General features: G+C 65.6%; 21 protein-coding genes, 1 other RNA gene and 1 riboswitch. Of the genes, 9 read left to right on the top strand and 13 right to left on the bottom strand.

From position 1 onward, the window contains the following. Window positions 1–85 precede the first annotated feature (85 nt). The 4 genes from mscL to SPYCA_RS08625 all read left to right on the top strand — a co-directional run bounded on the left by mscL (window position 86) and on the right by SPYCA_RS08625 (window position 1,679). The gene (gene mscL / locus SPYCA_RS08640) at window positions 86–508 is read left to right on the top strand and encodes a large conductance mechanosensitive channel protein MscL (RefSeq protein ID WP_120219815.1); all 423 of its coding nucleotides are present in this window, start codon (window positions 86–88) and stop codon (window positions 506–508) included. 105 nt (window positions 509–613) lie between these two features. After that, window positions 614–969: a transfer-messenger RNA gene (gene ssrA, locus SPYCA_RS08635) on the top strand. Between the two features lie 120 nt (window positions 970–1,089). After that, the gene (locus SPYCA_RS08630; protein ID WP_172595021.1) at window positions 1,090–1,272 is read left to right on the top strand and encodes a type II toxin-antitoxin system HicA family toxin; all 183 of its coding nucleotides are present in this window, start codon (window positions 1,090–1,092) and stop codon (window positions 1,270–1,272) included. Window positions 1,273–1,283: 11 nt separating this feature from the next. Beyond that, complete coding sequence (locus tag SPYCA_RS08625; RefSeq protein ID WP_120219813.1) at window positions 1,284–1,679, top strand: type II toxin-antitoxin system HicB family antitoxin; 396 nt, start codon at window positions 1,284–1,286, stop codon at window positions 1,677–1,679. 19 nt (window positions 1,680–1,698) lie between these two features. Here SPYCA_RS08625 and SPYCA_RS08620 read toward each other — a convergent pair whose 3' ends face one another. After that, window positions 1,699–2,109, bottom strand: a complete 411-nt coding sequence (locus SPYCA_RS08620) for a MerR family transcriptional regulator (protein WP_120219812.1) — start codon at window positions 2,107–2,109, stop codon at window positions 1,699–1,701. Window positions 2,110–2,178: 69 nt separating this feature from the next. Between SPYCA_RS08620 and SPYCA_RS08615 the strand changes: the two genes are divergently transcribed. Both SPYCA_RS08615 and SPYCA_RS08610 read left to right on the top strand, forming a co-directional pair. After that, window positions 2,179–2,802: a cation transporter gene (locus tag SPYCA_RS08615; RefSeq protein WP_120219811.1), complete on the top strand. Its 624-nt coding sequence runs from the start codon at window positions 2,179–2,181 to the stop codon at window positions 2,800–2,802. 52 nt (window positions 2,803–2,854) lie between these two features. Then, complete coding sequence (locus SPYCA_RS08610) at window positions 2,855–3,280, top strand: VOC family protein (protein WP_120219810.1); 426 nt, start codon at window positions 2,855–2,857, stop codon at window positions 3,278–3,280. 56 nt (window positions 3,281–3,336) lie between these two features. Here the strand turns inward: SPYCA_RS08610 and SPYCA_RS08605 are convergent, their stop codons facing one another. The 3 genes from SPYCA_RS08605 to SPYCA_RS08595 all read right to left on the bottom strand — a co-directional run bounded on the left by SPYCA_RS08605 (window position 3,337) and on the right by SPYCA_RS08595 (window position 6,316). After that, the gene (locus SPYCA_RS08605; protein WP_172595020.1) at window positions 3,337–3,891 is read right to left on the bottom strand and encodes a fasciclin domain-containing protein; all 555 of its coding nucleotides are present in this window, start codon (window positions 3,889–3,891) and stop codon (window positions 3,337–3,339) included. 95 nt (window positions 3,892–3,986) lie between these two features. Next, window positions 3,987–5,360, bottom strand: coding sequence for a cryptochrome/photolyase family protein (locus SPYCA_RS08600; protein ID WP_120219809.1), 1,374 nt, complete (start codon window positions 5,358–5,360; stop codon window positions 3,987–3,989). Next, window positions 5,357–6,316, bottom strand: a complete 960-nt coding sequence (locus tag SPYCA_RS08595; protein ID WP_232003617.1) for an NAD(P)/FAD-dependent oxidoreductase — start codon at window positions 6,314–6,316, stop codon at window positions 5,357–5,359. Before SPYCA_RS08595 ends, SPYCA_RS08600 begins: the two co-directional genes overlap by 4 nt. A 189-nt stretch (window positions 6,317–6,505) precedes the next feature. Between SPYCA_RS08595 and SPYCA_RS08590 the strand changes: the two genes are divergently transcribed. Next, entirely contained in the window at window positions 6,506–7,093 is a 588-nt protein-coding gene (locus SPYCA_RS08590) for a PAS domain-containing protein (RefSeq protein ID WP_172595019.1), read from the top strand. Window positions 7,094–7,271: 178 nt separating this feature from the next. After that, the gene (locus SPYCA_RS08585; protein ID WP_120219807.1) at window positions 7,272–7,697 is read left to right on the top strand and encodes a VOC family protein; all 426 of its coding nucleotides are present in this window, start codon (window positions 7,272–7,274) and stop codon (window positions 7,695–7,697) included. 30 nt (window positions 7,698–7,727) lie between these two features. On the opposite strand, the gene SPYCA_RS08580 is transcribed toward SPYCA_RS08585, so the two are convergent. The 9 genes from SPYCA_RS08580 to SPYCA_RS08540 all read right to left on the bottom strand — a co-directional run bounded on the left by SPYCA_RS08580 (window position 7,728) and on the right by SPYCA_RS08540 (window position 19,373). Continuing rightward, window positions 7,728–8,510 (bottom strand): ABC transporter ATP-binding protein, encoded by a 783-nt coding sequence (locus tag SPYCA_RS08580; RefSeq protein WP_120219806.1) that lies wholly within the window; start codon window positions 8,508–8,510, stop codon window positions 7,728–7,730. Continuing rightward, the gene (locus SPYCA_RS08575) at window positions 8,504–9,505 is read right to left on the bottom strand and encodes a FecCD family ABC transporter permease (RefSeq protein WP_120219805.1); all 1,002 of its coding nucleotides are present in this window, start codon (window positions 9,503–9,505) and stop codon (window positions 8,504–8,506) included. Before SPYCA_RS08575 ends, SPYCA_RS08580 begins: the two co-directional genes overlap by 7 nt. After that, the gene (locus tag SPYCA_RS08570; protein WP_120219804.1) at window positions 9,502–10,365 is read right to left on the bottom strand and encodes an ABC transporter substrate-binding protein; all 864 of its coding nucleotides are present in this window, start codon (window positions 10,363–10,365) and stop codon (window positions 9,502–9,504) included. The genes SPYCA_RS08575 and SPYCA_RS08570 overlap by 4 nt, the downstream gene beginning before the upstream one ends. A gap of 37 nt (window positions 10,366–10,402) precedes the next feature. Then, a complete protein-coding gene (locus SPYCA_RS08565; RefSeq protein WP_120219803.1) occupies window positions 10,403–12,256 on the bottom strand; it encodes a TonB-dependent receptor plug domain-containing protein in 1,854 nt (617 codons plus the stop codon). A gap of 177 nt (window positions 12,257–12,433) precedes the next feature. Continuing rightward, window positions 12,434–12,651, bottom strand: a riboswitch (cobalamin riboswitch). A gap of 146 nt (window positions 12,652–12,797) precedes the next feature. Further along, on the bottom strand, window positions 12,798–13,961 hold the full coding sequence (locus SPYCA_RS08560; protein ID WP_120219802.1) for an acetyl-CoA C-acyltransferase: 1,164 nt from the start codon (window positions 13,959–13,961) through the stop codon (window positions 12,798–12,800). A gap of 1 nt (window position 13,962) precedes the next feature. Then, on the bottom strand, window positions 13,963–15,192 hold the full coding sequence (locus SPYCA_RS08555) for an acetyl-CoA acetyltransferase (RefSeq protein WP_120219801.1): 1,230 nt from the start codon (window positions 15,190–15,192) through the stop codon (window positions 13,963–13,965). Between the two features lie 11 nt (window positions 15,193–15,203). Next, window positions 15,204–16,937 carry a class I adenylate-forming enzyme family protein gene (locus tag SPYCA_RS08550; RefSeq protein WP_120219800.1) on the bottom strand — a complete coding sequence of 578 codons (1,734 nt, stop codon included), beginning with the start codon at window positions 16,935–16,937 and terminating at the stop codon, window positions 15,204–15,206. A 1-nt stretch (window position 16,938) separates the two neighbouring features. Then, window positions 16,939–18,435, bottom strand: coding sequence for a carotenoid oxygenase family protein (locus SPYCA_RS08545; RefSeq protein WP_120219799.1), 1,497 nt, complete (start codon window positions 18,433–18,435; stop codon window positions 16,939–16,941). Further along, window positions 18,432–19,373 (bottom strand): NAD(P)H-dependent flavin oxidoreductase, encoded by a 942-nt coding sequence (locus SPYCA_RS08540; RefSeq protein WP_232003615.1) that lies wholly within the window; start codon window positions 19,371–19,373, stop codon window positions 18,432–18,434. The genes SPYCA_RS08545 and SPYCA_RS08540 overlap by 4 nt, the downstream gene beginning before the upstream one ends. A 140-nt stretch (window positions 19,374–19,513) precedes the next feature. Here SPYCA_RS08540 and SPYCA_RS08535 point away from each other — a divergent pair, with 140 nt between their 5' ends. Continuing rightward, the gene (locus tag SPYCA_RS08535; protein ID WP_232003613.1) at window positions 19,514–21,802 is read left to right on the top strand and encodes a TonB-dependent receptor; all 2,289 of its coding nucleotides are present in this window, start codon (window positions 19,514–19,516) and stop codon (window positions 21,800–21,802) included. Window positions 21,803–21,837 lie beyond the last annotated feature (35 nt).

Below are 21,837 nucleotides of genomic sequence, written 5' to 3'. Positions count from 1 at the left end.
ATACACATAATAGGAAGGCGCTTGCCTTTGTGCAATCGCCGCGGCACGCTTTGCGGACGGGATCTGTCTTTCGGGGAGCGTCAACATGTTGGGAGAGTTCAGGGAATTCATCGCCAAGGGCAATGTGATCGACCTTGCGGTCGGTGTCATCATCGGCGGGGCTTTCGCGACCATCACGACGTCGCTGACCGGGGATGTCATCATGCCGCTGGTCGGCGCGATCTTTGGCGGGGTCGATTTTTCGAGCCAGTTCATCCTGCTCGGCCGCGTGCCCGACGGGGTGTCCGCGACCGACTATGCCGCGCTGAAAGAGGCGGGGGTGGCGATGATCGGCTATGGCGCCTTCATCACCGCGGTGATCAATTTCCTGATCCTGGCGTTCATCATCTTCCTGCTCGTCCGCTGGGTGAACCGCGTCGTTCGCAAGCGGGAGGCGGAACCCGCGCCCGCGGGGCCGAGTGAGGTCGATCTGCTCACCGAAATCCGCGACGAATTGCGAAGGAAATAACCGCTTTCGTCATCCCGGCGAAGGCCGGGATCTCGCCGGTGCGTAAAGGGGATAGGGCGAGATCCCGGCCTTCGCCGGGATGACGGTGGATAGGGCTATGGTGACCCCCTTTCCAAGCGCGGGCGGCTTTCCTATATGGGTCGTGTCGGTTTCGGCCGACTATGAGGATAAATGGTGTCGTGGAATAGACACAGCGGACCCGGGGGCAGTACCCGGCGGCTCCACCACAAACCCGCGTTTTCGCAAGGGCGCGCGGGTTTCTGACGGGGCCGAACCAGGATCGACGTGTGTTCAAAGACGATGCTTTCTTCCGGGCTGAGTAACCCGTTCAAGGCTCAAAACCAATAAGTGCTAACGATAACGAAGCACTCGCTCTTGCTGCCTAACCGATAAGCCTCACGGCCTAAGGTTAGACAAATAGAACGCGGTTCGGACCGAACCGGGCAACAGAATCGGATACCAGCGGCTGGGGACGAGCCGGGCAACAGAATCGTCCCACCTTTCCCGCCATCGCCGATTTATACGCATCATTATGCGCATGATTCTTGACGTTTCGCGCTTGTATGCGTATTATTATACATATGGAGCGCGACAGCAGGAAGATTGTCCGGCGGTTGGAGAGTGAGGGATATACCCTCGTGGCCACACGCGGCTCGCACCATAAATATCGAAAGGGCGCGGTCACGATCATCGTCCCGCATCCGAGGAAAGACCTGCCTGTCGGCACCGCTCGTGCGATCGCCAAAATGGCGGGATGGATTTGAAGGAAGATGCAATGACCCACTATATCGGTGTCGTTCACAAGGATGCGGACAGCAGCTATGGCATCGCCTTTCCCGATCTTCCGGGCTGTTTTTCGGCCGGGGAAAGCCTGGCCGAACTCGAACGCAATGCGATCGAGGCGCTGGAATTGTTTCTGGATGGCGAGGACGTCGAGGCCTTTCCGGCCAGCGATATGACCGATATTCGAGCCGGCCTGCCGGAGGATGATCAGGGGGCCATGCTGATGGCCGTGCCCTTCGTGCGTTCAGGCGGCCGGACCGTACGGGTGAACTTCACCGTCGATGCCGCGACGCTCGCGGCAATCGATGCCGCCGCCAAGCGGCGCAAACTGTCCCGCAGCGCCTTTTTGGTCAGCGCGGCGCATAATGAGATGAGCGGAGCGCATTGAAGTCGGCTTCGTAGCCGTATCAGTGCGCGCTTTCGCAGTGGCGATGATCGCCCAGCGCCTCGATCACGCGGCAGTCGGCGGCGGCGCCGCCGCGGCAACGGCCGACGATGCGCGCCAGTTCGTCGCGCAGCCGCGCGAGCTGCGCAATTTTCGCTTCGACCTGTGCCAGATGCGCGGTCGCGATGCGGTCGGCCTCGCCGCAATCGCGCGCGGGATCGTCCGACAGGTCGAGCAGCGAGCGGATCTCCTCGATCGTGAAGCCCAGCTCGCGCGAATGGCGCACAAAGCTCAGCCGCGCGCGGTGCGCCTCGCCATAGCTGCGGTAATTGGCCGCGGTGCGCGCTGGCGGGGGCAGCAGGCCGATGCGCTCATAATAGCGGATGGTCTCGATATTGGTGCCCGTGGCACGCGACAGCTCGCCGATTTTCATCGCTTGACCCTGTAGTTGCTACAGGGTGCATATAGGGTGCCGACTCGAATAACCAAGGAGGCTTTGGCGATGGCCGATCCATGCTGTGCAGGCAAAAGCGGGACGACCGCCCTCGATGATCCGCGCTGGCGGCGCGTGCTGTGGATCGCGCTGATCGTCAACGCGGCGATGTTCGGGGTCGAGATCGTCGCGGGCGTCGCCGCCGATTCGCGCGCGCTTCAGGCCGATGCGCTCGATTTCCTGGGCGACAGCGCCAATTATGCGATCAGCCTGGGCGTCGCGGGCATGGCGCTGGCGTGGCGCGCGCGCGCCGCCCTGTTCAAGGCGGCGACGATGCTGGTCTTCGGCCTGTGGGTGTTCGGATCGGCGATCTGGGGCTTCGTCGCGGGAACCGCGCCCCATGCCGAAACCATGGGCATCATCGGCGCGCTGGCGCTGGCGGTCAATGTCGCGGTGGCGCTGCTGCTCTATCGCTATCGCGCGGGCGATGCGAACATGCGCTCGGTGTGGATCTGTTCGCGCAACGACGCGATCGGCAATCTGGCGGTGATGGGCGCCGCGCTGGGCGTGTTCGGCACCGGGCGGAGCTGGCCCGACCTGGCGGTGGCGGCGATCATGGCCGCGCTCGCGATCTGGGGCAGCATCGACGTGTTCCGCCAGGCGCGTGGCGAACTTGCGATGGCCAAGGCCTGACGCGCACGCTCCGACTTGACTCGATACCATCGAGGCATGCAGAGCCATCGAAATGACCGAGCTTTCGCCCTTTCATATCGCATTTCCTGTGCACGATCTGGACGCGGCGCGCCATTTTTACGGCACGATTATCGGCTGTGCGGAAGGGCGCAGCGACACCGACTGGATCGACTTCGATCTATATGGCCATCAAATCGTCGCACATCGGGTCGCGGTCAGACGAGAAGCGATCATCGGCCATAATTCGGTCGACGCCCATGCGGTGCCGGTCCCGCATTTCGGGGTCGTGCTGCCGCCCGCCGACTGGCGCGCGCTCGCCGACCGACTCGTGGCCGCGAACGTCGAATTCGTGATCGAGCCCACCGTCCGTTTCGCCGACGAGCCGGGCGAACAATCGACGATGTTTTTCCTCGATCCATCGGGCAACGCGCTCGAATTCAAATCATTCCGCGACGTTCGCCAGCTGTTTGCCAAATAGGTCCGGGCGTCGGCGCCAGATCCGCCGCGGCCAGGCGACCGCGGCGGTTCCAGACGTCAGGCGGGCAGCAGCACGGCGTCGATCACATGGATCACGCCATTCGACTGGATGACGTCGGCGGGGCCGATCTTCGCCTTGCCGCCCTTGGCGTCGGTGACATACCAGGCGCCGTCCTTTTCCCAGACGGTGATCGTCGCGCCCTGAACGGTGGTCAGCACCGCCTTGCCGCCGTTCGCCCTGGCTTGCGCGGCGATGTCGGCGGCGGTCAGGCGGCCCGGCACGACATGATAGGTCAGAACGCCGGTCAGCGCCGCCTTGCTTTCGGGTTTCAGCAGCGTGTCGACCGTGCCGGCGGGCAGCTTGGCAAAGGCGTCGTTGGTTGGCGCGAACACGGTGAACGGGCCGGGCGAGGCAAGGGTGTCGACCAGCCCCGCGGCCTTCACCGCGGCGACCAGCGTGGTGTGATCCTTTGAATTGGCGGCATTTTCGACGATATTCTTGGTTTCATACATCGCCGCGCCGCCGACCATCGGGTTCCTGGCGAGGGCTGCGCCGCCACCGGCCATCATGGTGGTCGCGGCGAGCGCGAGCGCGATACGGGAAATAGCCATCGTACATCCTTCCAAATGTCGCGCCCCGGGGGATGGGGCAGGATGAATGCTAGGGCGTGCGGGCGGATGCCGCGACCTGTCCTTTGGGCGGTATGTCAGCTTCGTGCCGCTTCCCACGCGGCGAGCGCCCGTGCGCGCGCCGCTTCATGGCCGATCAGCGGCCCGGGATAGCCCGGCGCGCCGCTGTCCCGGCCATGGCTGGCCGCGATTTCGGCATCGGACAAATGCGCAATCTCGGGGACGAAGGCGCGGACATAATCGGCCATCGCAAACCGTTCGCATTGCAGCGTCGGCGACATGATCCGCGAAAAGACCGGCGCATCGACCCCGGTGCCCGCGACATATTGCCAGTTCATCGCGTTGGAGCCCAGATCGGCATCGAGCAGCGTATCCCAGAACCAGCGTTCGCCGCGTCGCCAGTCGATCAGCAGATGTTTGACGAGGAAGGAGGCGGTGACCATCCGCACCCGGTTGTGCATCCACCCCGTCTGCCACAGTTCGCGCATTCCGGCGTCGACCACGGGGTAGCCGGTTCGGCCGCGCGTCCAGGCGGCAAAGTCGCGATCGGCTTCGGCGCCCGTCCGCCAGGCGAACCCGTCGAACAGGTCGCGTCCGTTGCGGTCGGCATAATCGGGCATCTGATCGATCAGATTGATTCCATGCTCGCGCCAGCCCAGTTCGGAACGAAAGGATTCCGCCCCCGCATCGTCGCGCTCGCCGATCGCATGCCACAGCGCGCGGGGCGAGATTTCCCCGAAATGCAGGTGCGGCGACAGGCGCGAGGTCGCTGGCTGCGCGGGAAAGTCGCGCCGCGCCTTATAGTCGCCGATCGCGTCCAGCCAGTCGCGTGCGGTGCGCCATGCGCCCTTTTCGCCGGGACGCCAGGCGCGGAATCCGGTCGCCCAATCGGGGCGCGTCGGCAGCAAGCCCCAATCGGCCAGATCGTCCGAGCACGGCCAGCGGTCCGGCGCGGGAACAGTGTGGGGCGCCGCGCGAGGGAGCGCGGGCGGCATATGTTCGAGCAGGCGGCGATACCATGGGGTGAAGACGCGATAGCGCGCGCCCTGGCCGTTGACGATCCGGTCCGGCGCGGCGAGATAGTTGCCGTTGTGCAGCACCAGTTCGATGCTGGCGGGCAGGCGCTCTTCGCTTTCCTTCCACCACGGTTCATAGGCATGGGTGGCGTGAATGCGCTGACTGCCGGTATCGCGGGCAAGCCGCGCCAGTTCCTCATGCGCCGCGCCGCGCCGCAGGATCAGTCGGCTGCCGCGCCTGGAAAGGCTCGCGTCGAGCGCGCGCAGGCTGTGGTGCAACCACCAGCGCTGCGCCGCGCCCATCTTCCACGATCCCGGCGTTTCGTCGTCGAGGATGAAGACCGGAACCACCGCGCCATTGGCGATCGCCGCGAGCAGGGCGGGGTGGTCGTGGACGCGCAGATCCTGGCGCAGCCAGAGCAACGACGCCGTCACCGTTCGACGCCCGCCAGCGCGCGCGCGGCGACGATCGCCGCACCGAGGTCGTGACCGCTGCGCCACGCATGTTCGACAAAGCCGTGCGTCAACCAGTCGCCGCACGCGCCGAGGCCGATCGCATCGTTCCACAGATGGCCAAGCTCGCTCCCGGACGGCTGGCCGAACATCCAGCGCTGCGCCGCGGCGAAACAGGGTTCGGGCGGCGGTTCGCCGATGAGCGCACCGAGTTCGGACAGCAACAGGTCGCAGACGACCGCCGGATCGTCCGCGAGATGCGCCTCGCTCCAGTTCCAGTCGGCCTGAACCACCCAATGTTCGGCCGCCGCGCGCTGCGGGCGTGCGTTGCCGCGCACTGCACAGACGACCGGCGCGGCGCCCCGGATAAAGGCCGATGTTGTGCCGAGCGGCTGGCCAAAGGCGAACATCGCGCTCCATATCGGGCGCGAATGCGCGGCCATTGCGGCGCGCGCCATGCCGAAATCGTGGAGCGAGAGCAGTGGCGCCGCCTGCTCGCCCGGAATCGCCACCACGGCGATGTCGAACGGGCCGCTGCGCCGTCTTTCGCGATGCAGGAACCATCCGGCGTCGGTGCGCGACAAGGCGGTGACCGCGGCGCCCAGCCTGACATCATGGCCTTGCGCCATATGTTTCAACGGCGCGTTCATTGTTGGGATGCCGATCCACGCATCCTGCCCGGCGTCGGGCCAGGCGCGCGCGCATCCGTCGGCCTGCCACCGTGCGACGCGCGCGCGAAAGTCGGTCGAGCGCGCCGTGAAATGGGTCGCGCCATGGTCAAAGGCGATCTCGCCGCGCGGGGTTGTCGCGCGCCGCGTCGACATCCGCCCGCCGATACCCCGTGCCTTGTCGAACAAAATCACCTTTGCTCCGGCCGCGCGCAGCGCGTCGGCGCACGCCAGTCCGGCGATTCCGGCGCCCACGATCGCGGCGCGCATTATCGCGCGCTCCGGGCAGGCGGCCGCGCGGGGCGGCGCGGCAAGGGGGATGGGGGACGCGTGGAACGCGCTGGCGCGCGCAACGTCTTCATCGGTAGCATCGGCGTGATTTGCCCGGCGCACGCGCCTTGCAACAAGATGCACCATCGGGCAGGTCGGTTACAGTGGCAGGAGTGAGGTCAAGGCGGAATGACGTTAAAGGCGATGATCGCGACCAGCCCCATCGCGGCGGTAATCAGCAATCCCCATCTTCCCGACAATCCCATCGTCGAATGCAACGACGCCTTTGCCGCGCTCACCGGATACCGGCGCGACGAGATCATCGGCCGCAATTGCCGCTTTCTGACCGGCCCCAACACCGAGGCCGAACTCAGCGCCGAACTGCGCCGCGCGATCCGCGACCGCCGCGCGGCGCTGGTCGAGATATTGAACTACAAGAAGGACGGCACGCCCTTTCGCAACGCGGTGCTGGTCGCACCACTGTTCGGCCCCGATGGGGAGCTTGAATATTTCCTCGGCTCGCAGATGGAGGTCGAGCGCGGCGACGACCGCGCCGGCGACCGGCGCGATGCGGCGCGCGCGCGCATTGCCGCGCTGTCGCAGCGCCAGCGCGAAGTGCTGCTGCTGATGGCCGAGGGCTTGCTCAACAAGCAGATCGCGTGGAAGCTGGGCCTGTCCGAACGCACGATCAAGATGCATCGCTCGGCGCTGCTCCGCTCGCTCGGGCTGGATACGACCGCCGATGCGATCCGGCTCGCGGTCGAGGCGGGATATTGAGGGCGCGTCCCACGCGACCTTGATTACGCGCCAGGTAGTTGAGCCAGCGCCCCGACGCCCGTTAAACAGCCAACGGATGTCCGGCCGGTTCCCCACTCCCTCGTCTCCCCGGTCTGCCCTGGGTCGCACGAACCGGCCGGGCATCCATAAATCCATCGGCCGGGATCGGACATGACATATGAAGGTGCGCGACCTTTACCCCCTGATTACGACGGCCAGGCTGGCGGCAGTGCGCGATTTCTATGTCACCCACTTTGGCTTTGCGGTCGCGTTCGAGGCCGACTGGTTTCTCTATCTGGTCGGTGAGGGCGAGGAAGGCGCGCGCGGCGCGACGCTGGCCTTCATGACTCCCGACCATCCGTCGAACCCGCCAGGACCGGAGCTTTTCGAGGGCCGCGGCATGATCCTGACGATCGAGGTTGGCGATGTCGCGGCCATGCACGACCGGCTGACGGCGTCGGGCGCGCCGATCGACTATCCGCTGACGCGCGAGCCATGGGGACAGCATCGTTTCATGACGCGCGATCCGGCGGGCGTCATGATCGACGTCGTCGAACAGGTCGAGCCCGACCCCGGCTTCTGGCCGCAATATATGCCGGGGTGATGCGCGGCCCGGCGTCCGGCGCGATGAGCATCAGGCGCTCGGACGCGCGCGACCGAGCGTGGTGATGGCGGGCCAGGCGCCGCCCTTTTCGATGCGCGCGTCGATGCCATAGACAGAGCGCAGCCGCTCCACCGTCAGCACGTCGACCGGCGTGCCGTCGGCAACGACCCGCCCGCCGTCGATCAGCAGCAGCCGGTCGCAGTAGCGCGCCGCCATGGTGAGGTCGTGCAGCACCGCGATCACCGTACCGCCCGCCGCCGCCTCGGCGCGCAGCAGGTCCATGACGTCGATCTGGTGTCCGGGGTCGAGGCTGGCGAGCGGCTCATCGGCGATCAGCGCCGCCGCCTCGACCGCCAGCGCGCGCGCGAACATCGCCCGCGCGCGCTCGCCCCCCGACAATTCCGTCGCGATCCGGTCGCGCAGGTGCAGCACGTCGGCGCGTGCCATCGCGCGTTCGATCGCCGCAAGGTCGGTCGCGCCGATCCGCGACATCGGGGCAAGGTGCGGCAGGCGGCCGAGCCCGACAAGCCGCTCGACGGTGAGTGGCCAGTGCAGAAGTTGTCCTTGCGGAACATAGGCGATGCGGCGGGCCCGTTCGGCGCGCGGCATCGCGGCGGCCTCGACGTCATCGACCCGCACCGATCCGCTCACGGAAACAAGGCCCAGCAGCGCCCGCACCAGCGTCGACTTGCCCGCGCCGTTCGGGCCGACGATGGCGGTCAGCGTGCCGGGAGCAAAGGTGGCGCTGACGTCGTGCAGCACGGCACGGCGGCCAAGCGCGACGCTGATCCGATCGAGCGCGAGGGTCACCACAGCCGCCGCTCCCGTATCAGGTGGACAAGGAAAGCCGGCACGCCGAGGAAAGCGGTGACGACGCCGAGCTTGAGCTCGTTGGTCGCCGGGATGACGCGCACGCCGATGTCGGCGAGCGTCAGCAGCGCCGCGCCGCCGATCGCCGAAGGGAGCAGGATTGCCGACGGGCTGCGGTCGGTGAACGGGCGGACGAGGTGCGGGACGATCAGCCCGACAAAGCCGATCGCGCCCGACACCGCGACCGCCCCGCCGACGCCGATCGCGGTGCCGAGCAGCAGCCGCGCGCGCGTACGCCGAAGGTCGGTGCCCAAGGCCTGCGCCGCATCCTCGCCCAGCGACAGCGCATCGAGCGCGCGGCCGTTCCACAGCAGCATCGCCATGCCGACCGCGATACAGGGAAGCGCGATCCACAGATGGCCGAAAGCACGATTTTCGAGGCTGCCGAGCAGCCAGGTCATGATCTCCATCGCCGCAAAGGGATTGGGCGACAGGTTGAGCGCGAGGCTGGTCCCCGCGACCGCGAGCGCGCCGACGGCGATGCCCGCAAGGATCAGGGTCAGCGGACTTTCGGCTTTGCCTGCCAGCACGACGAGCAGCGCGAGCGAGGCGAGTGCGCCGCCGGTGGCGAGCAGCGGCAGCATCGCCGGATGCAGCTCGGCCAGCCCGAAATAGAGCGCGGCGACGCCGCCGAGCGCCGCGGCGTTCGACGTGCCCAGCACCGAGGGTTCGGCGAGCGGATTGCGCAAATAACCCTGCAACGCCGCGCCCGCGAGCCCCAGCATCGCGCCGATGGCCAGGGCAAGCAGGGTGCGCGGCAGACGCAGCTCGAACAGGATGATCGCCGCGATGCGGTCGCCGCCGCCCGTCGCCGCGGCAAAGAGGCGGCCGGGCGACAGCTCGACCGGGCCGAGGAGCAGCGACGCGACGGCCGCCGCGACGGTGAGCGTCGCGAGGCCGGCCATCAGCGACCAGCGGGGGAGGATGAAGCGGCTCATACGTCGCCGCCACCGTCGTGCTGCGCGATCTGCGCCGCGATGCTGCGCGCGGCGCGCGCATAGGCGGGACCGCCGCACACGGTCCACGCCTGCGGAATGCTGATCCGCGGAATATGGTCGAGCGCGGGATGGTGCAGCATTTCGCTCCCCTGATCGGTCACCGTGTCGGTCGCGCTTTCGACGATCAGGAAGTCGGGGTCGGCGGCGACCATTTCCTCCAGGCTGATCTGCGCGAGCGGCGGCTTGCCGAGCTTTGCCGCCAGATTGACGAGGCCCGCGCGGGTCATCAGGTCGTCGACCAGCGTGCCGGTGCCGGTCATATAGCCGCGGCGTTGATAATAGGCCGCGACGCGCCCGCGGCCGCGACGCGGCAGCGCGGCGATTTCGCGCTGCATGTCGGCAATCAGCGCGCCACCGCGTTCGCCATGGCCGACCGCAGCCCCAACCTGACGGATCGCGCGATAAATGTCCTCGAGGCTGTTGGCGGACGCCACGTCGAGCACCGGATAGCGCGCATCGGGCAGCGCCGCGAGGGCGGCGCTGCCGCGAGCGGGCATTCCAACGACGAGATCGGGGTTGGTCGCGAGGAGTTGTTCGGCCGAACCCCGGTGCAGCGGCAGGCCGCGCGCGAGCGCGGGCACCGCCGACAGGCCGGGGTCGGTCGCATTGTGCGTCAGCCCCGCGATCCGGCCCCGGTCGGCGAGCGCGAGCAGCAGCTGGTCGGTGCAAAGGTTCAGCGACAGGATGCGCTGCGGCGTGCCGTCCCGGCGCAGGAGGCTCCGGTCTGTCGGCGCCGCCGACAGCGCCCCCGCGATGCCGAGCAGCGCCGCGCCGATCAGCAGCGGCTTCACCGTCCTCATGCCGCCATCCCGACCATGCTCACCTCCCGCCGCGCCGTCAGAACCGCGCTCGCACCCCGCCATAGGCGGTGCGGCCATAGGTGCCATAGTTGAATGCGGTCGCATAATCGGCGTCGAACAGATTATCGACGCGGCCATAGACTTCGATCCGCTCGGTGACCGCAAAGGACGCGCGCACCCCGGCGATCACATAGCCGTCGAGCCGCACCGTGTTCGCCGCATTGTCGAAACTGTCGCCGACCATCGTGATCGTCGCGCCGGTCGACAGGCCGAACGACCAGTCATAATCGGCCGACAGGCTGATCGCATGGGCGGCGCGGCGCGGCAGCCGCTTGCCGTCGAAGGCGGGCCGCCCCGAACGGTCGCGGGCGTCGATATAGCTGTATGAGGCGACGACGTTCAGCGCATCGACGGGTTTCAGCGCCAGCGTCGCCTCGACCCCCTTGGCGCGCGTGCGGTCGATATTGCCATAAGTGAAGGTCGAATTGTCAAAGTTGATCTGGTCGGTCGTGTTGCGCAGGAAAGCGGTGAGCGAAACCAGCGCGCGGCCGTCGGCGAGGCTCTGGTCGATGCCGACGTCATAGCTTTTCGACCGTTCGGGGCGCAGCGCGGCATTGCCGCTGAAGCTGTCGTAGAGCTGATAGAGCGACGGCGCCTTGAACCCTTCGCCATAGCTCAGGCGGACATTGGTGACGCCGCCGTTGGGCGAATAATTGGCGTTGGCGCCAAGGGTCGTCGCGCCGCCGAACTGGCTGTGATCGTCGTGGCGCACGCCGCCCGACAGCGACAGGCCGGTGACCGGCTGGACGATGCCCAGTGCATAGACGCTGTCGATATTGGCGCGCTGGCTGGCGGCCGAACCAAAGCCGAAGAAATCATAATCGGGGCGCTCATGCTCGTAACCGAACACCAGCTTCGCGGTTTCCACCGGCGTCACGACCCCCTGATATTCAAAGCGCAGGTTGGTGCCCTTATAGCCATAGTCGGGGGCGGTGCCGCGGACGAAGAAATAGTCGCGCTCGTTGCGCATCCACGTCACTGCGGCGCGGCTGGTGAAGCGGCCGTCGAAGAGGCCGAGGTTGAGCCCGGCATAGCCGACATATTGGTCGAGCTTGGCGACGTCGGCGCTGTCGGCGGGCGCGCCGAAAAAGCTGTCATAATCGAGGTCGGCGTTGATGTAATAGCCGCGCAGATCAAGGCTCAGCGCATCGCTGAACGCAATTTTCAGCCGCGCATTGGCCGCGATATTTTCATATCCGTCGCGCTCGGTGCCGACCGCCGCCGACGAAATGCCGTCGGTGCGGAAATAAGCCGCGCCGACACCGCCCGAGACCGACCCCGCCGTGCCCGATACATCGGCCTTTGCATTCACGGTGTCGCTATAGCCATATTCGGCCGACGCCCCGGCGGCAAAGCCCCCGGCGGGTGTCGCGGTCATCAGGTTGACCACGCCGCCGATCGCCTGGCTGCCATGCACGACCGAGTTCGATCCGCGCAGCACTTCGATACGGCGGATATTGCCGGTCAGCAGATGGCCGAAATCATAACCGTCGCCGATGCCGCTGGGATCGTTGACCTTGACTCCGTCGATGAGAACCAGCGTCTGCGTTGTTTCGGCGCCGCGGATCGACACGCCGGTCACCGAGCCGGTGGTGCCGGTGCGGTTGAAGCGAATGCCGGGCGTCGTCGCGAGCAGGTCGACGATGTCGATCGTCTGGCGCGTTTCGATCGTGTCGGCGTCGATCACGGTGATCGCCTGGCCGACCTCGTCGCGTGATTGCTCGATGCCCGAAGCCGTAACGACGATGTCGTCCGAACCGGAGTTTTCCTGCGCCGCGACCGGTGTCGCGGCGACAAGGGCGAAAAGAGAAATGCTCGAATATTTCAACATGGGAGACTCCCGCACGCCGGCAACGAAGGCGGAGCCTGTCGAAACGCGGCTGCGATCGACCGATGCCTTTGTCGCAAGCGGCGTAAAGTCCCGCGACGCCGGTATCGAAGCGGCTCCAGCCGCTTGGTCGTCGCTCGACGGATGTCTCCGTGCCGCGGCCTTTCCCTGGACCATGGCAGTGAGCGACCCACGCCGGCAGGTCTCCTGGCTCGCGGGTCAGGGCTTGATGCACGCCTTCCCGAGTTGCCCCAGTGGCTGTCCGGGCCTTGGGCCCGAACGGTGCATCGCGCTCGCCGCTTACAGTTGCAGGGACAGCCTCGGTTGCGGTGCGCCTTCCGGCGCGCCCACCGCGTTCCCTATTAAGCCCTTTCGGGCACCGGCGCGATCATGCGCGGGGCAAGCCCCGCACGCGCCGCCCTTAGCGGAATGCGGCGCGGGTGCAATCGAGAATTGTTGTGGGGCAGTCCCGGCCTTCTGGCTGCGCGGCCCATCTTCTTTTCGTCATCCCGACCTTCGCCGGGATGACGAAACAGCGTCCAGATCAGCTTTCCACCCGCTCCACCACCATCGCCGCGCCAACTCCCATCGCGCCGGTCAGCACAACCAGCCCGTATCGGCCCGCGCACGCATCGAGCGCGTCGAGGAGGGTCGAGGCCAGGATTGCGCCGCTCGCGCCCATCGGGTGACCCTTGGCCAGATGTCCGCCCGATACATTGACGCGCGCCGGATCGGCGTCGCGGTCGCGCAGGAACTGGGCGATCGTCACGGCGAACGCTTCCATAAACTCGATGCGATCCATGTCGTCGAGTGTCAGCCCGGCGCGCGCCAGCACCTTGTCCATCGCGGCAAAGCCGGCGGTGAGTGACGCCACGGGATCGCCGCCGCTTTCAGCAAAGGCGACGATGCGCGCGCGGGGCGGGGGGACAAGCCCGGCGGCGCCGACGAGCGCCAGCCCCGCGCCGTCGCAGATTGGCGGTGCGTGGGCCATGCTGTGCAGCGGGGCGAAGGACTCACCTTCCAGCGCACCGGCATATTGCGCCTGCAAGTCGCCGAAGGCCGCGGGCATGGCCGCGAGCGATTCGGCGCTCGTCTGCGGCCGGATACATTCCTCACCCGCCAGCGCGCCGGTCGTTATCCGCGATTTTTGAAACGCCGCGTCGCCTTCGGCCGTTGCCGCCTTGCGCTGCGAGGCGAGGGCAACAGCGTCGAGATCGGCGCGCGTGATGCCTTCGGCGCGCGCGAGCCGGTCGGCGCCGAGCACCGGCGGCACGAAGCGCGCGCGTGGTGGCAGTTCGTCATTGATGTAGAAGCCCGCGCGATCGCTCAAAAAGGGCACCGCACTCATCGATTCGACGCCCCCCGCAAGCGCCACCTCGATCTCGCCGCTTGCGATCTTTGCTACGGCCTGGCCGATCGCCGAAAGCCCCGAAGCGCAATAATTGTTGAGGCTGTGCGCCGCGGTGGTGTCGGGTAGGCCGGCGTGGAGCTTTGCGACGAGCGCGATATGCCCGCCCTGCGCGCCGGTCTGTGTCACGCAGCCGAGGATCAGCGCGTCGGGGTTTGCTGCGGCCTCACCGCATCGCGCTGCGAGCGCCGCCGCCTGCTGGCGCACCAATTCCTGCGGGGTCAGTCCGGCGAGGCCGCCGTCGGGCCGCGCCTTGCCGCGCGGCGTGCGCACGGCGTCATAGAGAAATACGTCGGTCACATCAGATGCCGACGACGAAGCTGACCGCCGTGGTCGCGCTGCCGCCGACGTTGAAGGTGGCGAAGTTGCGTGCCCCTGCGACCTGGTAATCGCCTGCGTTCCCGGTGACTTGCCGCCAGCTGTCGAGCAGCATCCGTACCCCGGTGGCGCCCACCGGATGCCCCAGCCCGATCAGCCCCCCGGACGGGTTGACCGGCAGCTTCCCGCCGAGCGCAATCGTCCCGTCCTCGATGGCGCGCCAGCTTTCACCCGGTCTGGTGATCCCGAAATGGTCGATCGCCATATATTCGGTGATCGAGAAGCAATCATGCACCTCGACCCCGTCGCACGCATAGATGTCGGGCATCTCGGCGCGGCGCAGCGCATCCATCATTGCCTTGCGAACGCTTGGAAAAACAAAGTCTTGACCTCTGCTCTCGGCGACCTTGGTCGAATAGAGCAGGGGGGCGGTGGCATGACCCCAGCCCTTGATGCGCGGAATGCTGTCGATCGAAATCCCGCGACGCTGCGCGTAACTTTCGGCAACTTCGCGCGACGCGAGGAAAATCGCCGCGGCGCCGTCGGTGACCTGCCCGCAATCGGATTTGCGCAGGCTCCCCTCGATCAGCGGATTGACCTCGTCATTCTCGCCGAGATGCTCGTCGGTGATCGCCCAGCCGCGCGTCTGCGAATAGGGATTCTTCTTGGCATTGGCGAAATTGTTGGCGGAGATGCCGCGCAGATGCGCGCGGTCGAGTCCGAAACGTTCCTCATATTCCTCGGCAACGCGCGCGAACATCCAGGGCCAGAGGTAGCGCGCCTCCTGCGCTTCGCGACCTGCCCAGGCGGCGGCGCCGAGATATTCGGCGGCGCGCTGGCCTGGGACGTTGCGCATCAGCTCGATGCCAAGCACCAGCGCGAGCCCATAGCGCTCGGCCTCGATCTCGGCCGCGGCGGCAAGGATCGCGATGCTGCCCGAGGCGCAGGCGGCTTCGTGGCGCGATGCCGGAATGCCCGCGAGGTCGGGGTGGACGTGGCCGAAGAAACCGCCGAGCTGGCCTTGCCCCGCGAACAGCTCGCCGACGAAATTGCCGACATGCGCGGTTTCGACTTCCTTGGGCTCGATGTCCGTCGCGGCGAACGCCGTCTCGGCAACGTCGCGGAACAATTCGAACAGCCCGCGGCCCTCGCGCTCCATATTGCGCGCAAAGTCGGTCTGTGCGCCGCCGAGGATGAACACGTCTTTCGCCATGTCAGGCTTCCTTATTGTTTGTCATAAAGTCTCTCCCCTTCAGGGGAGGGGTGATCCAAAGCCATATCAGCCATGGCGAGCGCCGCTTCGCGCACTTCGCTGCGCATCACCTTGCCCGTGACGTTGCGCGGCAGCGCGTCGAAGCGAAACAGGCGTTCGGGCAGTTTGAACACCGCGAGATCCTTTTCGCGCAGATAGTCGGTCACGTCGGACAGGCTGACATCTTCGGCGCCGCGCGGGACATAAGCCAGTCCGATCCGCTCGCCCATCGTCGGGTCGGGGAGCGAAAAGACGCAGGCCTCGGCGAGCAACGGATGACCGCCGAGCAGCTGGTCGATTTCCTCTGGCGATATATTGACGCCACCGCGGATTATCAGATCCTTGCAGCGTCCGACGAAACGATAGAAATCGCCATTTTCGACAATCTCGAACAGGTCGCCGGTGCGGAACCAGCCGTCGTCGGTGAAGGCGGCGGCGGTCTGTTCGGGGGCGTTATGATAGCCTTCAAACAGGCTGGGGCCGCGGATCTGCAATTCGCCCGGCACGCCGTCCGTCTCGATCGGATCAACACCGCCGGGCGAAACGAGGCGGCTTTCGATGTTTGCGGCGCGGCCCGTGCCATAGGGCGGCGGATATTGGCCGCGGCGCGGGAACAGGCTGGCGCGCTTGTCGGGATCGGGCATGTCGCCCTCTCCGGTGATGAAGCTCATCCCCTCGTTCGACCCGAAGACGTTGACGATGATGATGCCGAGCTTTTCCTGAAAGCCGCGCACCATCGCGGGCGCGAGCGGCGCCGATCCCGACGCGATGACGCGCAGGCTGGAGAGGTCGACCGACGCGAGCAAAGCCTCATTCTGGAGCAGCATGTTGAGCACCGCGGGCGGGGCGATCGTCAGGCTGGGCCGCTCGGTCGCGATCTGCTTCAGATACACGCCGGGGTCGAAGGGATGGTGCAGCACCATCGTTCCCGCGCTGGTCAGCCAGCACATTGTAATGCCGCCGATGCTCGCCATGTTGATGAGCGGAAAGGGGTTGAGCAGCACGTCGCCCGGCCCGACCTTCATTGCCTCATATCCGGCGACGGCGACCGCGATCCAGTGGTTGTGGCTGCGCGGCACGCCCTTGGGCACGCCGGTGGTGCCCGAGGTCCAGCAGATGGTGAAGATGTCGTCGGCATCGACGGGGTATGTGGCGATATGCGCGGCGAGGGCTTGCGGGTCGTCCCTGGCCGTCGAAAGGTCGAGCGCATTTGCCGGGGCATCGGGGCCGAAGGTCATCAACCGGACGTCGCCCAGCAACGTCCGTGCAACGCCGACATGGTCGCAACCCTTGACCTGCGTTGCGCAGACGAAGGCCTTCGGTTCGACGACACCGATCATGCCTTTCAGTTCATGGCTGCGATATTGCACCGCTGCCGGACTGACGATCGCGCCAATCTTTGCTGCGGCGAAATAGAGCGCGACAAATTCGCTGATATTCGGGAGCTGGACGAGCAACACATCGTCCTTGCCGATCCCGGCCGCGACGAGCGCTCCGGCCAGTCGGTCGACCTCCGCGGCCAGTTCGGCGTAGCTCAGTCGCTGCGGCGCGCCAAAGGCGAAGTCCGCGCGGTTCGGCGCATCGACCAGCGCGAGCCGTTCCGGATGCGCCGCCGCATTGGCCGCGAACAGGTCGGCAAAGCTCTGGTCGCCCCACCAGCCGCTTTGTCGATAGCGTCGTCTTTTGTCGTCTCCCGCGACGATCATCTCAGGCGGCCAGCACGCTGTTTTCGCCCATGCCGATGTCGTCGCCGCTCGCCCAGATGCTGTGCGTTCCCGAACATATGCGTTCGGGCAGGATGATCCGGCACACCGGTCCCGCCGCGATATTTTTGGCGTCGATCAGCACGCATTCAGAGGTGTCGGTTTCGAGGTCGGCGATGAAGGAGACGAGATAGCCGTCGTCCTCGTCCTTGGCGTTAATCCGCGGCGCAAAGGGCGCCTCGCTGCCGAAGCGGCCGGGTCCGAATTCATAGTCCTCGCTCGTGCGGTTCACGAGATCGTGTTTGACAAGGCCGCGGAACAGGAACCAGCCGGGCTCCGGGATCGCGCTATAGGCATAGCGATAGGGCTTGCCCGCATAGCGATGGTTGAACATCCCGAACTCGAGATCGCGATCGTCGAGCCGCTCTTCCTTCGTTTCGCCGGTCTCGAGGTTGAACCGCCAGCGGTGAAGGCGCGGCTTGAGCAGCCCCTGATCGAGATAGGCCATCATCCGCTCGAGCCCTTCGGGCGCATTCGGATAGGATTTCGGCATCGGCTCTTCCTGATAATAGCCGTCGAGGACGATCTCGTCGCCTTCTTCCCAGGCGTTGAGCCAGTGGAGCGTGTAGGTCGGTTCGGCCTCGAACCAGCGAATATCCTCAGGCTGTCCGTGCCGCGGGATGATCGCAAAGCGCGTCTTCTGGTCGGGATGGAACTGCACGACGTGCAGGTTCTTTTTCAGCAGCTCTTCGTTCCAATAGAGCGGCATGTCGTTGAGGATCGTGTAATTTTCGGTGAAGGCCATGTCGTGCGGCAGCCGCGGGCCGGCGAGCGGCACGGGGATATAATGCTTCAGCCTGTTGTCCGCGCCGACGACGCCATAATGCATATAGGGCGCGTGCTTCGAGTAATTGAAAAACATGAGTTCGCCGGTGGCCAGGTCGACCTTGCAATGCGCCGAAATGCCGTCGAGCGGCACCCAGCTTTCGGTGCCGAACTGTTCGAGGGTGAAGGGGTCGAGCCGATAGGCCTCGCCGCACTGGTAGAAGGTCGAGATGATCTTGCCCGCATGGATCGCCACGTCGGTCGACGATGAATCCTTGAGCCACTCCTGCGCGCCCCAGCCGGGGCGCGTCGACTTGTGCGGCGGCTCCATGAGGCCGGCCCAGAGCGAGCGGCCCGCTTCCTTTTCGGCCTCGAACCCCTTGGTCCGCACGAAGCGGCTGCGATAGCTGGCGCGCCCATTCTTGAAGCTGATGGCGTGGATGAAGCCGTCGCCATCGAAGGGGTGATAACGGCCGATCGGTTCGTGGATCTGGTTCTCGCCGGTGCGGACATAGACGCCGTCGATATCGGTCGGGATATTGCCGATCACCTCGGCATCGCCATTGGCGAAGATCGCGTTCCATTCATTATAAGTGGGTCGCCACGCGCCCTGCATATAGGGATGGTCGTTCGGCTGGATCGTCGATGCGATCGTCTCGACAAGCTCGGCGGTCATGCGAGGGCTCCTTCGGCGGCGGCAAAGCGTGGCCTTGCGGCGGCGGCATCATATTCGGAAACGAGGCGGTCGACGATTGCGGCGACGGGTTCGACCGCGCGCACCGCGCCGACGCCCTGGCCGGCGGACCAGACGTTCTTCCATGCCTTGGCGTCGTCCTGCGCGTCGGAAAAGTTCGGGCGTTTGTCCTCGGGCATGTTCGCAGGGTCGTATCCAGCGGCTATCAGGCTGGGTTTCAGCCAGTTGGCGGTCACTCCGGTAATGCCCCTCGACGGCATGATGTCTTCGGCGCCCGCCGCAACGATCATGTCCTTGTATCCCGGTACGGCCATGCTCTCGGCGCAGGCGATCAGCGCGGTGCCCAGATAGGCCAGGTCGGCGCCGAGAATCTCTGCGGCGCGCACCGCATGGCCGGTCGAGATCGCGCCGCCCAGCACCAGCGGTCCGTCCCAGAACTGCCGCACCTCCTCGACAAAGGCGAAGCCAGCGGTTGCGCCGGTGTGGCCGCCGGCACCCGCGGCGACGAGGACGAGACCGTCGACCCCGGCAGCGGCGGCCTTGCGCGCAAAGCCGACCGAATTGACGTCGGCGAAGACCAGTCCGCCGTAGGAGTGGATGTCCTCGACGACCCGCGCCGGGCTGCCCAGCGCGGTGATGACCAGCGGCACCTTGTGACGCACGACACAGGCAAGGTCTTCGGGCAGGCGGCTGTTCGACGGATGGACGACCAGGTTGACCGCCCATGGCGCGGCGTCGGGATCGTTCGACAGCGCCGCGTCGATCCGGCCCACCCAATCCTCCAGATCGGCCGAGGTGCGCGCATTGGGGGCCGGGAAGCTGCCGATCACCCCGGCGCGCGACGCCGCGATCACCATCTCCGGTCCCGACACGAGAAACATCGGCGCCGCGATCGCGGGCAGCCGCAGATTGCGCGTCATGGCGGGTGGAAGGCCGTGGTTCGGCACTATCATGCTCTCCCAAATTATCTCACTTGCATAACGATACTTAAAGCCGGTATGAGTCGCAAGGCCAGAAAACGTCGCGGAGCCAACCGACGATCTTGGGAGGGAGAGTGTCTATGAAAACGCATTTGGTGGCGCTGTGTGCCGCATCCGCGCTTGTCAGCCCGGTTGCTGTTTTTGCCCAGCAGGCGCCCGCTGCCGACGAGCAGGGGGGGCTCGAGGAAATCATCGTCACCGCGCAAAAGCGTGCTGAGGGTCTGTCGGACGTGCCGATCTCGATCTCGGCGGTCAGTGGCAAGCAGGTCGAAAATTACGGACAGACCAACCTCGAACAAATCTCCTCGTCGGTCCCGAATCTGAAAATCACCCAGACCGCGATCGCCAACCGCATCGCGATCCGCGGCATCGCGTCGGGCGACAACAAGGGCTTTGAACAGTCGGTCGCGATGTTCGTCGACGGCGTCTATTACGGGCGCGACCAGCTGTCGCGCCTGCCGCTTGTCGACATGGAGCGCGTTGAGGTGCTGCGCGGGCCGCAGCCGACCTTGTTTGGCAAGAATGCTATCGCGGGGGCGGTCAATATCACGACACGCAGCCCGACCGACGCGCTCGAAGGCTCGGTGAGCGGTCTCTATGAGTTCAACCACAAGGAATTGCAGCTGACCGGAGTGCTTTCGGGGCCGCTGAGCGACGGGGTCGAAGCGCGCGTCGTCGGTTATCACCGTTCGATGGACGGTTATTTCCATAATCAGGAGCTCGACCGCGACGAGCCGAATGTCGATGAATATTATGTCCGCGGCAAGCTGGAGTTCGACAAGGGCGGGCCCTTCGCCGCCGAGCTGAAGCTCGAATATGCCGATTTCGAGATGAAGGGCCAGCCGCGCGACGTGTTCGGCGCGGTCGGCAATTACAACGCCGTTTTCCAGGGCCCCTTCTTTGTCAGCACCGATCCCGATTTCATCCGCGAGGACAATGGATATGAAAGCAAGAACAAGGTGTTCGGCGCGACATTGAATGCCGATCTCGAACTAGGCGATCACACGCTGACCTCGGTTTCGTCGCTGCTCGATTACAAGACGCGCGAGATTGTCGATGTCGATTTTTCGGGCATCAGCTTCCTCGACGGCACCAATTTGCGCGAGGATTACCGCCAGTTCAGCCAGGAGTTGCGGTTGACATCGCCGGGCGCCGAAGCGTTCAACTATATCGCGGGGGTCTATTACCAGCACGCCAAGCTCGACGTGCAGGATTTCACCCTGTTCAATCCGACCTTCCTCGCGCTCGGAGCACCGTTCAGCGCGCTGGGCGACACCAGCAACGATCGCGCCTATACACAGAAATCGGACCTGATTTCGGCCTTTGCGCAAGGCGAATTGTCGGTAACCGACCAGCTGCGCATCACCGCGGGCGCGCGGTTCAACCATGAAAAGAAAAGTGGTAGCCGCAGGCTGGCGATCGTGCAGGGACCGCTCAGCACTGCGCCCGCGCCGGTCGTTGCGGCGGTGTTCCGCGCGCTCAATATCGAGGCACACAGCATTTCGGGCAAGATCAGCGAAGACAGTTTCAACCCGATGGTCAACGTCCAATATGACGCGACCGACGAGCTGATGCTCTATGCCTCCTATGCCAGGGGCACGAAGGCGGGTGGCTTTGACATCAGGTCGAACTCGCTCCCGACCTCAACGACCGTCGCGCGGCCGGGAGCCTTCATCTTCGAGGACGAAAGCGCCGACAATTTCGAGGCGGGGCTGAAATACAAGGGGCGCAGTGTCGCGTTCAACGTCTCGCTCTATCGCACCGATTACAAGGATCTTCAGGTCAATATCTTCGACGGCACGCTGAACTTCAACGTCCGCAATGCCGCCGAAGCGCGCACGCAAGGCGTCGAGGCGGATTTCCGCGCCGCGCTTGCTCCGGGGCTGACGGTCAGCGGCGCGGTCGCCTATCTCGACTTCAAGTTCACCAATTTCACCGACGGCCAATGCTTTTATCTTCAGACGCCGGGACCGAATGGTTTTTGCGACTATTCGGGCAAGCGCAACGCATTGAGCCCCAAATGGTCGGGCAATTTGAATCTCGATTATACGACGCCAGTGACGAGCGACATCAAGGTTGCGCTCAATGTCAACGCCGACTTTTCTTCCTCCTATATTGCCGCGGTAAACCTCGACCCACGCACGCATCAGGACGGTTATGTGAAGCTCGGCGCGCGGCTGGCGCTGGCCGAGGTCGACGATCGCTGGGAGGTCGCGCTGATCGGTCGCAACTTGACCAATCAGCGGATATTGCAGACCGCAAGCTCGATGCCGCTGGCGACGACGATCACCAGAGGGGCGGGCAACGCCTATAATGGCATTGTCGACCGTCCGCGCACGATCGCGGTGCAGCTGACCGGGCGGTTTTGAGCTTATCGTTTCAATTCCGGCCCGCCCTGTCCTAA

The sequence above is a fragment of the Sphingopyxis sp. FD7 genome, from assembly GCF_003609835.1.
Taxonomy (GTDB): Bacteria; Pseudomonadota; Alphaproteobacteria; order Sphingomonadales; family Sphingomonadaceae; genus Sphingopyxis.
Note: the sequence above shows the minus strand (reverse complement) of the source record. Positions and strands in the feature narration are given on the sequence as shown.

Excerpts from the sequence above, each read along its gene's own strand:
- SPYCA_RS08620 (WP_120219812.1), bottom strand. The coding sequence starts at position 2,109 with ATGAAAATCGGCGAGCTGTCGCGTGCCACGGGCACCAATATCGAGACC.
- SPYCA_RS08585 (WP_120219807.1), top strand. The coding sequence starts at position 7,272 with ATGAAGGTGCGCGACCTTTACCCCCTGATTACGACGGCCAGGCTGGCG.
- SPYCA_RS08625 (WP_120219813.1), top strand. The coding sequence starts at position 1,284 with ATGACCCACTATATCGGTGTCGTTCACAAGGATGCGGACAGCAGCTAT.
- SPYCA_RS08540 (WP_232003615.1), bottom strand. The coding sequence starts at position 19,373 with ATGACGCGCAATCTGCGGCTGCCCGCGATCGCGGCGCCGATGTTTCTC.
- SPYCA_RS08610 (WP_120219810.1), top strand. The coding sequence starts at position 2,855 with ATGACCGAGCTTTCGCCCTTTCATATCGCATTTCCTGTGCACGATCTG.
- SPYCA_RS08595 (WP_232003617.1), bottom strand. The coding sequence starts at position 6,316 with ATGCGCGCCGCGATCGTGGGCGCCGGAATCGCCGGACTGGCGTGCGCC.
- SPYCA_RS08630 (WP_172595021.1), top strand. The coding sequence starts at position 1,090 with ATGGAGCGCGACAGCAGGAAGATTGTCCGGCGGTTGGAGAGTGAGGGA.
- SPYCA_RS08590 (WP_172595019.1), top strand. The coding sequence starts at position 6,506 with ATGACGTTAAAGGCGATGATCGCGACCAGCCCCATCGCGGCGGTAATC.
- mscL (WP_120219815.1), top strand. The coding sequence starts at position 86 with ATGTTGGGAGAGTTCAGGGAATTCATCGCCAAGGGCAATGTGATCGAC.
- SPYCA_RS08605 (WP_172595020.1), bottom strand. The coding sequence starts at position 3,891 with ATGGCTATTTCCCGTATCGCGCTCGCGCTCGCCGCGACCACCATGATG.
- SPYCA_RS08615 (WP_120219811.1), top strand. The coding sequence starts at position 2,179 with ATGGCCGATCCATGCTGTGCAGGCAAAAGCGGGACGACCGCCCTCGAT.
- SPYCA_RS08535 (WP_232003613.1), top strand. The coding sequence starts at position 19,514 with ATGAAAACGCATTTGGTGGCGCTGTGTGCCGCATCCGCGCTTGTCAGC.
- SPYCA_RS08570 (WP_120219804.1), bottom strand. The coding sequence starts at position 10,365 with ATGAGGACGGTGAAGCCGCTGCTGATCGGCGCGGCGCTGCTCGGCATC.
- SPYCA_RS08555 (WP_120219801.1), bottom strand. The coding sequence starts at position 15,192 with ATGGCGAAAGACGTGTTCATCCTCGGCGGCGCACAGACCGACTTTGCG.
- SPYCA_RS08565 (WP_120219803.1), bottom strand. The coding sequence starts at position 12,256 with ATGTTGAAATATTCGAGCATTTCTCTTTTCGCCCTTGTCGCCGCGACA.
- SPYCA_RS08575 (WP_120219805.1), bottom strand. The coding sequence starts at position 9,505 with ATGAGCCGCTTCATCCTCCCCCGCTGGTCGCTGATGGCCGGCCTCGCG.
- SPYCA_RS08545 (WP_120219799.1), bottom strand. The coding sequence starts at position 18,435 with ATGACCGCCGAGCTTGTCGAGACGATCGCATCGACGATCCAGCCGAAC.
- SPYCA_RS08550 (WP_120219800.1), bottom strand. The coding sequence starts at position 16,937 with ATGATCGTCGCGGGAGACGACAAAAGACGACGCTATCGACAAAGCGGC.